The 16,845-nt window shown below is 37.2% G+C and carries 16 protein-coding genes; 13 read left to right on the top strand and 3 right to left on the bottom strand.

The window, feature by feature from the left end:
* Nucleotides 1-45 precede the first annotated feature (45 nt).
* On the bottom strand, nt 46-1,785 hold the full coding sequence (locus KHA96_RS20405; protein WP_213131189.1) for an ABC transporter ATP-binding protein: 1,740 nt from the start codon (nt 1,783-1,785) through the stop codon (nt 46-48).
* A gap of 182 nt (nt 1,786-1,967) precedes the next feature.
* Between KHA96_RS20405 and KHA96_RS20400 the strand changes: the two genes are divergently transcribed.
* From KHA96_RS20400 to KHA96_RS20340, 13 genes are all read left to right on the top strand, one after another.
* Nucleotides 1,968-3,413 carry an ABC transporter permease gene (locus KHA96_RS20400; RefSeq protein WP_213131296.1) on the top strand — a complete coding sequence of 482 codons (1,446 nt, stop codon included), beginning with the start codon at nt 1,968-1,970 and terminating at the stop codon, nt 3,411-3,413.
* Between the two features lie 13 nt (nt 3,414-3,426).
* A complete protein-coding gene (locus tag KHA96_RS20395) occupies nt 3,427-4,935 on the top strand; it encodes an ABC transporter permease (protein ID WP_213131188.1) in 1,509 nt (502 codons plus the stop codon).
* Between the two features lie 1,326 nt (nt 4,936-6,261).
* The gene (locus tag KHA96_RS20390) at nt 6,262-8,082 is read left to right on the top strand and encodes an ABC transporter substrate-binding protein (RefSeq protein ID WP_213131187.1); all 1,821 of its coding nucleotides are present in this window, start codon (nt 6,262-6,264) and stop codon (nt 8,080-8,082) included.
* Nucleotides 8,083-8,198: 116 nt separating this feature from the next.
* Complete coding sequence (locus tag KHA96_RS20385; RefSeq protein ID WP_213131186.1) at nt 8,199-9,215, top strand: AI-2E family transporter; 1,017 nt, start codon at nt 8,199-8,201, stop codon at nt 9,213-9,215.
* A gap of 2 nt (nt 9,216-9,217) precedes the next feature.
* Nucleotides 9,218-9,586 carry a CidA/LrgA family protein gene (locus KHA96_RS20380; RefSeq protein WP_349305817.1) on the top strand — a complete coding sequence of 123 codons (369 nt, stop codon included), beginning with the start codon at nt 9,218-9,220 and terminating at the stop codon, nt 9,584-9,586.
* Nucleotides 9,579-10,268 carry an LrgB family protein gene (locus KHA96_RS20375; RefSeq protein ID WP_213131185.1) on the top strand — a complete coding sequence of 230 codons (690 nt, stop codon included), beginning with the start codon at nt 9,579-9,581 and terminating at the stop codon, nt 10,266-10,268. Before KHA96_RS20380 ends, KHA96_RS20375 begins: the two co-directional genes overlap by 8 nt.
* A 543-nt stretch (nt 10,269-10,811) precedes the next feature.
* Nucleotides 10,812-11,150, top strand: a complete 339-nt coding sequence (locus tag KHA96_RS20370; protein WP_213131184.1) for a DMT family transporter — start codon at nt 10,812-10,814, stop codon at nt 11,148-11,150.
* A gap of 1 nt (nt 11,151) precedes the next feature.
* Nucleotides 11,152-11,466, top strand: a complete 315-nt coding sequence (locus tag KHA96_RS20365; protein ID WP_213131183.1) for a DMT family transporter — start codon at nt 11,152-11,154, stop codon at nt 11,464-11,466.
* A gap of 77 nt (nt 11,467-11,543) precedes the next feature.
* On the top strand, nt 11,544-12,224 hold the full coding sequence (locus tag KHA96_RS20360; RefSeq protein ID WP_213131182.1) for a PspA/IM30 family protein: 681 nt from the start codon (nt 11,544-11,546) through the stop codon (nt 12,222-12,224).
* A gap of 68 nt (nt 12,225-12,292) precedes the next feature.
* On the top strand, nt 12,293-13,321 hold the full coding sequence (locus KHA96_RS20355; protein WP_213131181.1) for a TFIIB-type zinc ribbon-containing protein: 1,029 nt from the start codon (nt 12,293-12,295) through the stop codon (nt 13,319-13,321).
* Nucleotides 13,315-14,088 carry a TPM domain-containing protein gene (locus tag KHA96_RS20350; protein ID WP_213131180.1) on the top strand — a complete coding sequence of 258 codons (774 nt, stop codon included), beginning with the start codon at nt 13,315-13,317 and terminating at the stop codon, nt 14,086-14,088. Before KHA96_RS20355 ends, KHA96_RS20350 begins: the two co-directional genes overlap by 7 nt.
* A 28-nt stretch (nt 14,089-14,116) precedes the next feature.
* Nucleotides 14,117-15,085 (top strand): SPFH domain-containing protein, encoded by a 969-nt coding sequence (locus KHA96_RS20345; RefSeq protein WP_213131179.1) that lies wholly within the window; start codon nt 14,117-14,119, stop codon nt 15,083-15,085.
* A 137-nt stretch (nt 15,086-15,222) separates the two neighbouring features.
* Nucleotides 15,223-15,567 (top strand): hypothetical protein, encoded by a 345-nt coding sequence (locus tag KHA96_RS20340; RefSeq protein ID WP_213131178.1) that lies wholly within the window; start codon nt 15,223-15,225, stop codon nt 15,565-15,567.
* A 36-nt stretch (nt 15,568-15,603) separates the two neighbouring features.
* On the opposite strand, the gene KHA96_RS20335 is transcribed toward KHA96_RS20340, so the two are convergent.
* Entirely contained in the window at nt 15,604-15,990 is a 387-nt protein-coding gene (locus KHA96_RS20335; RefSeq protein WP_213131177.1) for a hypothetical protein, read from the bottom strand.
* Nucleotides 15,991-16,006: 16 nt separating this feature from the next.
* Nucleotides 16,007-16,813, bottom strand: coding sequence for a class D beta-lactamase (gene blaOXA / locus KHA96_RS20330; protein ID WP_213131176.1), 807 nt, complete (start codon nt 16,811-16,813; stop codon nt 16,007-16,009).
* Nucleotides 16,814-16,845 lie beyond the last annotated feature (32 nt).

Genomic DNA, 16,845 nt, shown 5'->3' with positions numbered 1-16,845 from the left:
CCAAAACTCAAAGGGGAAAGCTTCCTTTTTCGGAATGAAAACATCTTAATTTCTCGATATTGCTACCCAATGACCTTGCGACACCTCTACTAGCTCAGAATTCTGCAACCCATATTTATCTTCATCCGTTTGTTCCGTCATCAATACTCTTTTTTTCTGTGATTCTACTTTTGGATCTGGAATCGGAATGGCTGCCAACAGCGACTTTGTGTATTCGTGCTGCGGATTACTATACAATTCTTCGCTTTCCGCAAGTTCTACAATTTTTCCAGCATACATAACGGCAACGCGGTCGCTTATATGCTTCACCATTGATAGGTCATGGGCAATGAATAAATAAGTTAAACCAAGTTGTTGCTGAAGGTCTTCCAGTAAATTCACGACTTGTGATTGAATCGAAACGTCGAGTGCCGATAGGGGCTCGTCACAGACGATAAATTTTGGCTCCACTGCAAGTGCCCTTGCTATTCCAATTCTTTGACGCTGTCCGCCAGAAAATTCATGTGGATAGCGATCGGCATGGAAAGGTTCGAGCCCAACCATATCGAGCAGTTTTTCTACTTTTTTTCTTCTTTCTGCACTGCTTCCACTTAATTGATGGATATCTAACGCTTGTCCAATAATATCAAGTACCTTAAATCGCGGATTAAGTGAAGAATACGGGTCTTGGAAAATCATTTGCATATGGCGACGCATCGTTTTCATTTCATTTTTTGACAGACGATTGACAGCCATTCCTTTGAATAAGATTTCTCCGTCCGTTGGTTCATGTAGCCTTAAAATAGCTCGGCCCGTCGTTGATTTTCCTGAACCAGATTCGCCAACAAGTCCAAGTGTCTCGCCAGGTTTTATATGGAAGTTAATATTATCGACCGCTTTTAACACATTTCCTTTACCCATATCGAAATATTGTTTTAAGGATCTGACATCAAGTAAAGGCATCCCTTTATCCATCGTGCCTAAAATCAGCGGAGTTTTTTTCGGTTTTTTCTTCTCGTCTAATCGAGGTAATGCATTTAATAGTCTGATTGTATAAGGATGCTTCGGGCTTTCAAATATTTCATCTGTTGTACCCGTTTCAACTACTTCTCCGTCTTTCATGACGACTACTCGGTCGCACATTCCAGCAACGACCCCGAGGTCATGTGTAATTAAAATAATAGATGTCCCGAATTTTTCCTGAATATCTTTCATAACGTTTAAAATCTGCGCTTGAATGGTCACGTCAAGAGCAGTTGTTGGTTCATCAGCAATCAACAATGTCGGGCGACAAGCTAGAGCAATCGCAATCATAACTCTTTGGCGCATCCCACCAGAAAATTCATGTGGATATTGGTTATAGCGTGCTTCGCTGTTGCGTATTCCTACGAGCTTCAATATTTCAATGGCTTGTTCCTTAGCTTCCTTTTTTGATAGTTTCTGATGTTTGATTAAGCTTTCAGCAATCTGTTTACCAATTCGTATGGTAGGATTTAAGGAAGTCATAGGGTCTTGGAAAATCATTCCGATATCTCGCCCTCTGATTGCTTCCATTTCCTTTTCAGTCTTAAAACCGAGATTTTCTCCAAGAAAGGTAATTTCGCCAGCTTTCATATATGAAGGAGGTGAAGGGAGGAGGCGCATGATACTTCTAGCAGTAACACTTTTTCCGCTACCCGATTCTCCTACAATCCCAAGTGTTTCGCCTTTTTTTACTTCAAAATTTATACCGCGAACAGCTTCAAATTCGCCGTCCCGGGTATGAAAAGATACACGTAAATCTTTTACTTTTAAAATAGGCTCCAATTTTTCCACCGCCAAAAAAATCTAATGATTGACTTTCAAATAAAGCTAAAATAAACTATACTATACCGGTCGGATTAATGCAATTATACTTTTATATACTAAAAGTGTGTTAATTTAATAGCCTGACATAAAAAGAAAACGTCATTATATATGGGGGGAGGGAATCATTATTGAAAGGGGTCATGGAAACAAATAAGAAAATCCAAAAAGGTGAAAGTGTGCAAGCTCTATTAAGCCGGACATATATGAAAATGCAATTGCGTCCTTCTTATAAATACTTGCTTTGGATACTAGGTTTGCCTGTTCATATATTTGTGTTTTTCTACTATTTATATAAAAGAAAAAATGATTCCTATTTTGTAATTTTAGAAGAAACAAAGAAATCTTTGCTCACCTCAGGATATAAGGAAGAGTTAAGGCGAGATTTTCAAAATCAGCTTCTACGGAAACAAGAGTTTTTTAACGAAAAAATATCCCAGCGTGAGATTGATCAGAAAGCGGAAAAGTGGGCAGAAGAAAAATTTCAGAAGACATTGCTTGAAAAAACAAAAGAGGACCTTGATAAACAAGGGGAGAAAAGATTGACGTTTGAAACTATATTTCAAACTCTTATCTATAACCCGCTTTTTTTAATTGTTTCATTTATACCTGGTTTACCAATGTATATCCTTATTCTGTTGTATAGTAATGCCTTTCTAAAATACATTTTTGAACGATTGATTATGAGTATATTCGTTATTCTCGGCGTAGCCATACTCGTATTTTCGATTTTATATCTATCTCCATTTGATCCTGCGGCAAATATTATTGGTGAATCTGCTACGAAGGAACAAATTGCGAATTTCAACCGATTATATGGACTGGATCAATCTTATTTTGTCCAATTATGGGACGCGCTTAAAGGAATTGCTACATTTGATCTTGGAAAGTCCTTTACCGGAAATGAACATGTGGCAACGAGTATCGCGAATAAATTTCCTATTACGTTTAAATTGACGATTTTTTCATTAATCATGGCGATTGTAATCGCGATTCCTATTGGAATCGTATCAGCAACTAAGCCCAATTCTTTTTTCGATTATTCATTTATGTTTATTGCTCTTATTGGATTATCGATTCCGAGTTTTTGGCAAGGGCTTATATTTATCTTGAATTTTTCAATAAAGTTGCAATGGTTCCCGGCAACGTACAGCCCACAAAACTGGCTCTCAATTATTATGCCAGTTGTTGTGCTTGGTACGGGATTGACGGCTTCTGTTGCGAGGATGACGCGTTCCTCTATGCTTGAAGTCATTAATGAAGATTATATTATTACGGCCAAGTCGAAAGGTTTGAGTCAGCGTCATGTTTTATGGAAACACGCAATTGGAAATGCGATGATTCCTATCATTACAGTGATTGGTCTTCTTTTCGGCGGGATGCTTGGTGGGGCAGCGGTTACGGAAAAGGTGTTCAATATAAGCGGGATTGGGAGCTACATCGTAGACAAACAATTTATTCCTGATATTCCGAGCATTATGGGCGGAGTTGTTTATATTGCCATAACGATTTCGTTAGTAAATGTCTTAATTGATATTCTATATGCATTTTTCGACCCGCGTATCCGTTCGAAAATGAAACAATATTAAAGCAGGTGTAGTGATGGCCAATATCGTGAAAGAAATAAGCAGTTTTCATAAAAAACATGCTATAAAACTATCAACAGAATACACACAAGCAAATTTCACATGGATTTCTTCCTTGGCACTTACGGTTATCCTTTTTATTAATAGTTTTGATTTTACTGCAAAAACGATTAAACCTATAATGTTCAGTGTTTTTCTCGTATATCTTTTATTTACCTTATTTCAAATTTTGATTACGCTCCTCATCAAAAAGGATTTGAATAAAGAGGGTTATATAAAAAAGTCAACGAGAAGATTAGGATTTATTCAACTGTTCAGTATACTAACCGGAAATCTGTTTGTCGTTGCTTTTGCATTCAATCTAATAAAAGAAAAGAAAACACCGGAATATACCTTCGCCTATTACATGTTGGTCAACCAGATATTTATCATAGCTCTTTCAGCTCTTAATCTGTTTAAACCATATGTAACGGATACATTTCCACTGGCGATGCTCATATTGCTTTTAATAAGTGCATTTTATTTAGTGGTACTCCTATTCGTTGCAAAGCAAACGGAAAGAGTTTCGAAATGGATGAATGTTATTGCAATTGCGCTAGTGGCGACTTCGTTAACGGGGAATTTATTTGCGTTATTGCTCGGAGTTAATTTGTTGATTCAAAAGGGCAACAGTGATAAGCCAAGTATTGGCAAGTGGAATGTAATCTGGGAGAAAATTACGCGAAATACGACTGCTATGTTGGGAATGTTTTTTATCGTTTTCGTCTTTTCGGTATCCGTATGCAGCCTTTTCACTTTTGATTATGACATGGCCACTGAAAATAATTATGAGGTGCTACTGCAAACTCCAAGTCTAGCATATCCGCTTGGAACTGATAATTTTGGAAGGGACTTATTTTCACGAATCGTATTTGGAGCAAGAATTTCGCTCATTGTTGGATGTATTTCTACGATTATCCCAGCAGTTATCGGTGGAATACTAGGAGCGATAGCAGGTTATTATAGCCCACGCACAGATAATGTCATTATGCGTTTGCTAGATGTTTTATATGCGATCCCGGGAATTCTGCTAGCGATTGCGATTATCGCCGCATTTGGGGCTAACACGATGAATTTGATTTTGGCGCTAAGTGTCGGGTCGATTCCTACTTACGCGAGAACAATGCGGGCGAATGTATTGATGGTATCTAATTTCGAATATGTCGATTCAGCCAGAGCGTTAGGCTCAAGCGATTTTTCAATTATTTTTAAACAAATTGTTCCTAACTCACTTGCGCCTATGATAGTGAAAGCTACCCTTACGATCGGCTCTGCCGTCATCGCAACAAGTAGCTTAAGCTTTCTCGGTCTTGGAGTAGAGCCCCATATCCCTGAATGGGGAAATATTTTAAAACTTGGCAGTACGTATCTTGAGTCTCATTCTTATCTTGCTATTTTCCCTGGGCTAGCAATCATCATGCTCGTATTGTCGTTTAACTTTTTGGGTGATGCGTTAAGAGATGCTTTAGATCCGAAACTTGATTAATTTTTGTTTAGTTTCAGCGCTTATAAGTCGCTTTTACACTAAGTACAATCTCGGAATTTCCAAAAGCCTATTGGGAATTGGGATTAATTGAAGATGTGGTATGTCTATTTTCAAAGGTTTTTCAAAAATAGACATACCAATGCAGCGTCACATATGTATTTTTTAAAAAGGTTGTTTGTAAACATTGCTGCCTACCAAGATAGTGCTTGGTTGATTTCCGCTACAGTTGCTCGCTTTCCGCGGGGCGGGCGGTGAGCCTCCTCGGCGTAAACGCCTGTGGGGTCTCACCTGTCCCGCAGATCCCGCGACGGACAGGACGTCCTAGTGTCGGCGTTGGCCACAGGACGTGGCCGTCTTTAGCCGACCAGGAGTCTCGCACTTTCGCTTCAATCAACCTTTAATGGATTTTGTTTTAAAAGCAGTAAACCCTTGGATAAGATCCTTTAAAAAATTTAGCCATTGAACAGGGAATTTGACTGTTAAGGAACAACAGTTCATCTTTTTGATGAAAATACCAAGCATCAATATGCTGACACATCATAATGGCATATGACCGGATGTACCATATTTTAGTAGACCGATGCCGACCAGATTCCAAATGATAATTCATTTCTTCTAGTTTATTTGATCGTTCTACTGGTGTTCTTTCTTTATAAACGGGTTTCCATTTTTCAGGCGTTTTGGGGGTATTAGTAAAAGCCGAAGATTATCTTTCCCCAATGATATGGAATATTCTTCCGTATAAAGATTGTGATTGGAAAAACTCAAACAGTTGATCCCTTGGCAGCTTCTTTTTCCTGATGCTACAGCGAAAAAAACGATCGACTAATTTTCTTACAATTTCCGGGCTGGATAGGTATACTTTTTCACCATTTTTGGGCTTCTTTTTGTTCTTTATTTGACGTTTTGGTTTGATTTAGGGTTTAACATTGGCGTTTTCCCTTTCCCATAAACGGCATTTTGGAACATGGTATGATCACTGACCTTACCATGAGCAAAAGAATATCTTAGTTGAATTGAAGTGGAAGGCGGCGACTCCTGGGGGAACAGCGTGATAGATGAGACCCCGCTGGGCGCGAAGCGACCGAGTAGGCTCACCGCACGCCCCCCGGAAAGCGTCCGCCTGGAACGGAAATCAACGGTAGCTAGCTCTTACGTTGTATGTAAATTATTATCTCGTTCAATATAGAACGGGTAATTTTACTAATAAAAGTGAAATATCCCCCTATTAAATAGGAAGGGAAATAAAAAAACGGTACTAGAAAAACTTGTACTATCTAACTCGGTGTATGCCGAAAGTCTATTTAAATATTAGGAGGAAAGAAAATGAAAAAAGCCATATTGCCATTATTATTAGCGTTTATCCTCGTATTGGCTGGATGTGTCAATACGAAATCAAATGTTAAAAATGAATCAAAGTCGAATGAAGGTAATAAAACAGCAAATACATCAAAACCAACAATTGAAATTCTTGGAATGAGCACTAGTGAAGATGATATGAACATCGTTCGCGATCAGCTAATTAAAAATGGTTTTGAAGTAAAATTAAATATCCAACCAGACTATGGTAGCTTTACTACGCAAAAAGATGCAGGAAACTATGACTTAGCGGTTTCTAGTTGGACAACGGTAACAGGAAATCCTGATTATGCAGTTCGTTCGCTTTTCAAAACTGGTGGAGATTATAGCATTATGTCAGATGAAGAAGTAGATAAGTTAATTGATCAAGCAGCTACAGAAACACCAGATCAATTTGCTGATACGTATAAGAAATTTGAAGATCGTCTTGTTTTTGATAAAGCTTATATTGTACCCCTATATAATTCTTTTAAAGCACAAGGTGTTAATAAGGATATTGTGAACGCTGATACTGTCCGTCTTGCAAAATCTCGCGCAGTTGCGTGGGAAACAATTGATTTTACCGATAAATCGAAAAGAGAAACGGATCCATTAATCGTTCAACAAGCAATAGGAACATTAACATCCCTTGACCCAATTAAAGGGAATGATGGTTCAATCAATACACTGAATACAAATATGTATGTTCGTCTTGTTAATTTAACGGATGATGATGTCGTAACTTCTGACGGTTCACTTTCACTAAATCACAGCATTGCAGATGGAAACTCAGATTACTATTTCTTATTAAGAGATGATATTAATTTTGCAAAAATTACAGATAAAAAAGCTGTTGACTCTGGTGAACGTGTAGGTGCGGACGATGTTATTTTCTCATTGAATCGTGCTAAAGATAAAGACTCTGTACCAGATCATCGTACTTACAGCTTGCATGAGCATATTAAAGATGCTGAAGTTGTAACAGACCTAAGCGAGCTTGATTCCGTGAAGCAATCAGGTGGAAACGGAACAATCCGAGAAGCACTTGAAGATGGATTAGATGTGAAAATTAAAGAACTAGTTGCGGATAAAAATGATGCGAATAATAAAGATGGAAAATACCAAGTTGTCAAAGTAACGACAACAGAGCCATTCCCACAAGTATTGAACTATATGGCGCACCAATCTGCAGGGATTGTATCGAAAAAACAAGTCGAAAGCATTAATACGTATGATATAGCTTCATTTGACCCAGCGAAGGATATTCCTTATGGTGATCAAAATACAGTGACAGAGGGTGATCAATACAATAATCATTTATATGCAAGCGGCCCATATATTTTATCGTATAAAAATGATTATGAAGCGATTTTTTACGAAAACCCTGCCTATATGAAAGGCACGGATTTTGAACCAAGAATTTCTCAAGTAACGGTTCGATTCATTGAAAATCCTGATAGTGCATTATCTGCTCTTCGAAATGGTGAGATCCACTTATTCAATGGTGTTCCTGAAACTAAATATGACCTCGTTGAAGGAGATAGCAAGCTTCACCTGCAAAAAAATAAGAGCAATGCCGTTTCTTACTTACTCGTTAATACATCTAATCGAGAAGTAGCGAACAGTGAAGATTTAAGAAAAGCGATTCTTTACTCTATTAATCAAGAAGAATTTATTAACTTCTATCAAGGAAATAAAATGAAAGCTTCTTCGACAGTTAGTCCACTTGTCGAAACAGGAAATGAGCTAAAAGCGGATTCAGCGAAAGCGAAAGAATACTTGGCGAAATATCAAGATGGTAAAAAATAACTTTTTTTCTACTCCAATCTGCATTGGAGTAGATTTTTTATTTTCGGAACTCTTGTAATCGTAGGCTTTTATGTTGATAATAAAAATTAGAAATCAAATAAGGGGAAATGAAACGGATGAACATTGCAGAGTTCTTTCAAAAAAAAGGTGTTAAACGATTCATCATTTTCGGATTAATCGTATTAATCTTGTATTTTGTGAGGAGTATGATTAATTTAATTTTACTTACATTCATCTTTGCATTTTTAATGGACCGACTAGTGGAATTTACGGCAAAGCGTATTCCAATTAACCGAAAAATACTTGCTGTATTGCTCTATACGCTTATTGTCGGGTTATTAACGTGGGGCCTTGTGAAATATTTACCAATTATTACGATGGAAATTAGCCAGTTGGTGAGAAGGATAACGGCATTTTATGCAGAGGGTCCACATGATAATGTCGTAATTAATTATATTGAATCATTTATTTCAAATAATCAAATAACAGCCTATTTAGAAAATGGTTTTACATTTTTAGTAAAATCATTTACCGATATTAGTAAAACAAGTATTCAAGTGTTGATTGCGTTGCTTTTGAGTTTGTTTTTCTTGCTGGAAAAACCTCGATTAAAAGAATTTACAGCTAAATTTAAAGAAAGTAAAATTGCTCCATTTTATTATGAAATTGAATTTTTTGCACAAAAGTTTTCACGTACGTTTGGTAAAGTCATTGAAGCGCAATTTATTATTGCCATTGTGAATTGTGCATTAACAGTTATTTCTTTGATGATTTTAGGCTTTCCGCAAATATTTGGTTTGGGCATTATGATCTTCTTCTTAGGCCTCATTCCGGTAGCTGGCGTCATCATATCGTTAGTTCCGCTTTGTCTGATTGCCTATACAATTGGAGGATTTATAAAAGTATTTTACGTTGTTGTGGCCATTATGATTATTCACGCTATAGAAGCGTATATTTTAAATCCGAAATTAATGTCCTCTAAGACGGATTTACCCGTATTTTACACATTTATCGTTTTGATTTTTTCCCAAAACTTCTTTGGTGTCTGGGGACTTATTATCGGAATTCCAGTGTTTGTTTTCTTACTGGATGTGCTCGGTGTAACAAATAAAGAACCGCAATTGGAGAGTTGACAGTGAAGATAGTAAAAACGATTTTACAGATTGCGCTTCTATATTTTATCTTTTTGCTTGGAAGCTGGATTCAAAAGACGTTGAATCTCTTCATTCCCGGAAGTATTATAGGCATGCTCATTTTATATTTGTTGCTCTCGACAGGTTTTTTTAAGCAGGAATGGATCGAAAAAGGATCCGTCCTGCTCATTAAATATTTGCCTTTGCTTTTTCTTCCCGTAACCGTAGGAATTATTAGTTTTCCACAATTATTTAATGTACAAGGAATTCTTTTAATTTTGATTATATTGTTTAGCACCGCTTTAGTGATGGTCAGTACAGGGATTCTGAGTCAGCAATTGCTTCGAAAAAGGCGGTATGAAAATGAATGATAGTTTAATAGGATTGCTCGCCATTTCGGCTACGTTAATTGTGTTTTTTACCGCTAGAAAGCTGAATCAAAAATTCCCCCATCCTTTCACACTACCCGTTTTAACTTCTACTATTATTCTTGTAATTGGTTTATTGATATTACGTATCCCATATGAAACGTATTTTATTGGTGGAAGATGGATTGAAGCGTTTCTTGGACCAGCCGTTGTGGCATTGGCTTACCCACTTTATCAACATAGAAAAATACTGGTAGATTATACTTTTCCTATATTAATTGGCACTTTGCTCGGATCTTTTTTAGGAGTGGCGAGTGGACTGCTGTTTGGAAAATGGATGGGTTTGGATCGCCTTCTTTTGCTTTCACTTTTACCAAAATCCGTAACTTCGCCGATTGCTATGGACGTTGCAGCTAGCATTGGAGGCTCTCCAACTTTAGCAGCCGTACTTGTGATGGTGGCAGGAATAGGAGGGGCCGTCATGGGCCATTCCTTATTTAGATGGGTCGGGATCGACCATCATCTTGCTAGAGGACTTGGAATGGGCAGTGCTTCCCACGCAATCGGCACAGCACGATCTATGGAAAGTGATTTAAGGGAAGGGGCAGCTAGCACGGTAGCCATGGTATTGAGCGCTATTTTTACATCAGTGCTTACCCCGATTATAGTAGCGGTGTTTTTGTGAATAGGAGAAGTTTTGGCCATGGATTAGGTTACTTGTATAGAGCGAATAATCTTCAGCTTTCATTCGAATCCATTTGAATTTGGATGGAAACAGGAAGCTTAAGAGAAATTCATCTCGAATCGAATATCATCTAGACTTAAATTGCAATATTGATGCCCTAAGTGATCAGAAAAAGTGTGGTGAAGGTAACCAATCGCGTTATTAGTGCCTTAAGTGGTCAGCAAAAATGAGTTGAAGGTAATCAATCGTGTTATTGGTGCCCTAAGTGTTCAGAAGGAATGAGGTGAAGGGAATCAATCGCGTTATTGGTGCTCTAAGTGATTAGAAAAAATGAGTTGAAGGTAGCCAATCACAGTAAGGGCATCGTTAGCTTTCCAATAAGTGATTTTAATAATCTTTGTCTTAAAATCTAAAACGATTACTACAAAATTCCATGTTCACCCCTCTTTCTTTCATAAGGGAAGGCTTTGAGCCTCATAAAAAACATAGTACCTTGGAATATGTTAAAATAAAGCCAATTCATTTATTGGAGGAATCGTTTAATTGAGTTGGATGTATGTTCTCTTTGCTACAATCGTAGAAGTTTTTTGGGTTGTTGGCCTCAGGTATTCAACGACGACCTTAGAATGGATCGGCACTATTGTCATGATTGTATGTAGTTTCTTTTTTATCATTAAGGCTTGTGGAAAATTGCCCGCTGGAACGGTTTACGCTGTTTTTACTGGATCAGGTGCGGCTTTAATTGTTCTAGTAGATATTATTTTCTTTCATGCTGAATTTTCCATTTACCAGTTTCTTTTCATAGGATTAATTATTATCGGGGTTATTGGAATTAAAATGACAACAGAGGATTCACCTTCAAAAAAAGTAGGTGAACAGTAGGATGGCATGGATTTATTTAGTTATTGCCAGCTTCGGAGAAATCTTCGGGGTCATGAGCATCAATCTTTTTCTACAAAGAAAATCAATTGGCAGACTTTTTCTTATCATTACGACATTCGGACTTGGTTTTGTTTTTCTGTCTTTAGCAATGAGAGATATTCCACTAGGGACTGCGTACGCAGTTTGGACTGGCTTAGGGGCAGCAGGTGCCGTCATCATGGGAATATTATTTTTCAATGAATCCGCTGGCTGGAAGCGAATTCTTTTTCTCATTTGCATCATTTCAGGTGCTGTAGGCTTAAAACTGCTTGGTTAACTTTTTATAAAAAAATGAAACTTTTTTCGAGTAGAAGGGGTATATAGATTAAAGTCAAAATATTCGAGGAGGGCATTATGGGAATTTTATCTAGATTTAAAGACATTATGGCGAGTAATATTAATGCATTATTAGACAAGGCTGAAAATCCGGAGAAAATGATTGATCAATACATGCGGAACCTCAGCAGTGATTTAGGAAAAGTAAAAGCAGAAACCGCTTCGGTGATGGCGGAGGAACAAAGGTCGAAAAGGGCACTCGATGAGTGTAAAGCAGATGTTGAGAAAATGCAAAATTATGCCATAAAAGCAGTAGAAGCTGGAAATGACGAGGATGCTAGAAAGTTTTTAGAAAGAAAAGCACAATTGGTTTCCAAACAATCTGAATTACAGGAAGCTTATAATTTGGCAGCTAATAATGCCTTTAAAATGAGGCAAATGCACGATAAGCTTGTAGAAGATATCGGAGAACTCGAGTCGCGCAGGTCCATGCTTAAAGGTAAAATGGCTGTTGCCAAAACTCAAGAAAGATTAAATAAAATTGGATCTTCTGTAGCAGGTGCAGGTCACTCGATTTCTGCATTTGAAAGAATGGAGGAAAAAGTAAATAAAGCCCTCGATGAAGCAACTGCTATGGCTGAATTAAATACAAGTCCTAAAGATGACATAAAGGACTTAGCCGCAAAATATGATAGTGGTGATACAGGCGTTGAGGATGAGTTGGCAGCACTAAAAGCAACATTAAAAAATAAAGAATAAAATGATAGTCCTTAAACGAAAGCTGTAGCTTAGGCTACAGCTTTCGTAGATGAAAGAGGTGAAAAAATATGATTCTGCAGTACAAATGTCCGAACTGCGGAGATGATATGACGTTTGATAGCGAGACGGGGACGCTTTTATGTCATAGTTGTGGAAGAACGGAAAATATTGAAAACTTCGATGAGGATTTTATCAAGTCCACATTTTCAGACGATGAGGCGAAAGAATACCATTGTAAAAACTGTGGCGCAGTCATCATCACTGATGCTGATACAACAGCCACTTCTTGTAGTTTTTGCGGTGCAGCTGTTGTGCTTGCGGATCGGCTCTCTGGCATTTTGGCACCTGGAAAAGTAATTCCCTTTAAAATTAGTAAGGAAGAAGCGATTAATGCTTTTAAGGCTTGGTGTAAAAATGGACGTCTTACTCCAAAAGGATTTATGAATGCGGATCGAATAAAGAATATTACCGGTATGTATGTTCCTTTTTGGATGTATGATTTAAACAGCAAGGTAAAGGTAAATGCTACGGGGACAAAGGTTCGTACGTATACTCGGGGAGATTATATTTACACAGAAACACAATATTTCGATGTTTATCGTGATATTAATCTTGATTACGTAAAAGTTCCCGTCGATGCATCGGAAAAAATGGTTGATGGAATGATGGATAAACTAGAGCCTTATCATTATACTGATTTAAAAGATTTTAAAACCCCTTATTTAGCTGGATACATAGCCGAAAAGTACAATTACGATGATAAGGAATTATTGCCGAGGGTAAAGTCAAAAATACAAAGATTTATAGACTCATATATTAGTTCTACGATTTCTGGTTATTCGACGGTCTCATATAAAAATAAACAAATAGATACTAAAAAAATAAAGAGTATTTATACGCTATTTCCTGTATGGATGGTCTATTATGACTATGATAAAGCGGAACACACTTTTGCGATGAATGGCCAAACAGGGAAGGTAGTTGGAAAACCTCCAATTAGCATAGCGAAAGTAGGAATGTGGTTTGGCGGAATTGCGGGCTCAACCTTTATTGCACTAAAACTCATTTCCCTTTCTTTAGGTGGTGGTTTATGGTGAAAAAGTACTTTTTAATATTCGCCTTCCTATTCGTTTTATTGCCATTTTCCACAAATGCTCATGCAGCAGAACAGAAAATCTATGACAATGCTGGACTATTAAATGGCGATCAAATTCAAAGGCTTGAGGCGTTGGCCAATGAATATGGGGCGAAGAGAAATACGGATTTTATTATATTGACGAAAAAAGATGCTGATGGAATAGACATCGAAAAGTATATGGGAGATTTTTATGATGAAAAAGCTCCCGGCTATGATCAACCACATGGGAATACCGTCATTCTTGCAATTGATATGGAAGAGCGGGATATTGTTCTAGCAGGATTTAAAAAAGCTGAAAAATATTTAGACAGTAATCGTTTAGATTCGATACGTGGTAAGATCACTCCAGATTTATCGAGCGGAAACTATGAACATGCATTTGAAACTTTTATTAAAACTTCTTATAAATATATGGGATTTCGCCCTGGCGTGGATCCGGATAATATATTTTTCAATATATGGTTTCAAATCATTTGTTCACTTGGATTAGCGGGAATAATAGTTGGAATAATGGCTTACAATTCAGGTGGCAGAATTACGATAAATAGTAGTACGTATGAAGATCAGAATAAATCTAGGGTATTGGATAGAAGTGATGTTTATATTAGAACTACGACTACAAAAAGAAGAAAACCATCGAATAATAATAGCAGTGGGGGCGGCGGAAGTGGCGGAGGATTTACAGGCGGCGGCCACTCCTATAGCAGCAGTCGGGGGAAATTTTAAAAAATATATGGAAAGGATTTGGTGATGCATGTCATTATTTAAAAACCAATTTGCAAATGTTGTTGAATGGGAAGAATTCAGAGATGATATGATTTTCTGGAAATGGAGCAACCGGGAAATTAAAAAAGGCAGTAGACTGATTATTCGTCCGGGACAAGATGCCATTTTTATTAATAATGGAAAGATCGAAGGGATTTTCACGGATGAAGGGGATTATAATATTGAATCGCAAATCATTCCTTTTTTATCGACATTAAAAGGATTTAAATTTGGTTTCAACAGTGGCATGCGCGTGGAAGTTTTATTCGTGAACACGAAGGAATTTACTGTTAAATGGGGTACGAAAAACGCTATTAACATTCCAACGCCGATGCTTCCTGGAGGTATGCCAATCCGCGCTAATGGAACGTTTAATTTTAAAGTGAATGATTATGTAGCTTTAATTGATAAAATTGCCGGGGTGAAAAATAGTTATCTCGTTGAAGACATCAAAATTAGGATTGTTTCGATTCTCGATCAACTATTGATGAAGTGGATCAGTAGAGAAGGAAAGGACATGTTCAATCTTCAAGCAAATTCTTTTGAAATAGCAAAAGGAATTCAGGAAGATCTCGATATGCAACTCATTGATAGTGGAATGACGATTAAGGGATTCAATATTATGAGCTTCAATTATCCTGAGAAAATTCAAGAGATGATTACAAAAACAGCTTCCCACGGGATGATTGGCGATATTCAAAAATATCAACAAGTTGAGATGACTGATGGGATCGCATCTGGAAAAGTAAAAGGCGGCGGTGCTGCTGCAGATATGGCAGGCATGATGATGGGCATGAATGTCGCCAATGAAATGATGAAAAACGTGAATCAAAATCAGAATCAATCTTCTCAAGGAAATAATTCAAGTGGAAACAAAATACCGAATTTCTGTCCAAACTGTGGGCAAAAAACGAGCGGCGGCAACTACTGTTCTAATTGTGGGCAGAAATTAGCATAGTAACTTAATTTCTTTTTCATCAATTGTTGATAACATGTAAATCTATCGTTATCTTATTGAAAAGATCATTCGCTAAAATGTAATATAGTGACTATTTTGTCTAGCGAAAAAAGCGTTGATGAAAAAGGAGTTTGACGATGGAAGCTCATGTGAAAAAATCCTTGGAAGAATGGAAAGAAGAAATAGGCGACATTTTAGTGGAAATTGATAAGGAATATGAGGATACAAAAAGAGAGCTGCAAATATATTCTTATAAATTCAGCATCACGAAACAAGTCATTCAATCCACTGTAAATGAAGAAATCATACGAAACATCCGCCATTTGTATCACTCTCCTTTCGAAGAACGATTCAAAGAATTAAAAGAGGGAATTAGAGACTTAGAGGAGAAAAAGAAAGTTTTCCAGATGTTTATTGATAAGATTGATAAAGTAAAGGGAAGACAAGATCCAACAAGTGCTGTATTACAACAAAATGGATAGCGAATAAGGGCGTCTTTCTTCAGACGCCCTTATGTTTTAATTTTGTTTATTTTCCTTCCAAGTTTGAATTGTTAAGAGACTAGATAAGATGACTAAAAGAAACAATCCAAACTCTGGTCCAATGCCAATAGCGCCAATGCTTCGGACAAAAAAACCAATAGAAACAATCGAACAAATTGCGAAAAAATATGGAGTGACTTTCATTCTTTTCTTAACAGAACATATAATTGCTAAGGTTCCAAATATTATAGGGAAGCTTAATGCGATTATATTCTGTATGGGTAGTTGTTCAGTGTGTCCCGAATTCAGTGCATTTCCTAATGAATTCGATAGTAAAAATAGAATCATACTATAAAACGTTATTGCTATAAAGATGATCCCTATACAAATTCCAGCATACCTTACAAAACGACTGTAATGCATACAATTCCTCCAAACATTATTTGGAACGATTACGGATAATTTTCAGTTCCTGTAAACAATCGCGTGTAATATTCTTTGCAACCGTCCCACTGCCTTCCACATTTGTTGCAAAAACCCATGTGTCCTTTGAAGTTTCAATATATCCAACGTACCAGCCTAAACCTAGGTCTGATAGTCTCGTGCCTGTTTTTCCATGGATGACATACTCATCTTGATCATCGTTAATCATCATTCTTTTCACGGTTTTCAATACTTGTTTATCAAAAGGCAATTTCTCTTTGACGAGCTTTTCAATAAAAGTTACTTGCTCACGGGCTGAAATTTTCAGGCTGCTATCTAACCAAAAGGTATCGATCCCTCCGGAAATATCCCGATTTCCATAGTTCATTTTATCGACATTGCTTTGCATCTGTCTGACTCCGATATCCCTTGCCATATCTTGATAAAACCAGATTGCCGATTGCCTCATAGCAGAAGCTAATGAATGATCGGTATTCCACTCTTCAAATTCCCTGACGACACCATCCCATCTTTTCACTTCGTATTCGTCTTTTACAGCTTTCATTGTCAGTCCAATGATGGCATTCGGTACTTTGAAAGTAGATTCAGGAGTAAATCTTTTCTTGCTTCTTTTTTCATTCACAACATATGTTTTTCCTGTTTTTACATTTTTAATGATCGTCGTTCCTTTGACTCCATTGAATACTTTTTCTAAATTGTTTTCTTTGCTGTTCGTCGGGGCGGCATTTGTCACAGTATTCATAGAAAATACCGCTGCTAGTGAGAACATTACTAAAATAGCAAAAATCTTTAAAACTCTCATCTTCGTCCTCCTCAAATTTTGCATTTATTGGA

Source organism: Bacillus sp. FJAT-49711 (assembly GCF_018343715.1).
Lineage (GTDB): Bacteria > Bacillota > Bacilli > Bacillales > Bacillaceae_C > Lederbergia.
This window is presented reverse-complemented; position numbering and strand designations above follow the sequence as displayed.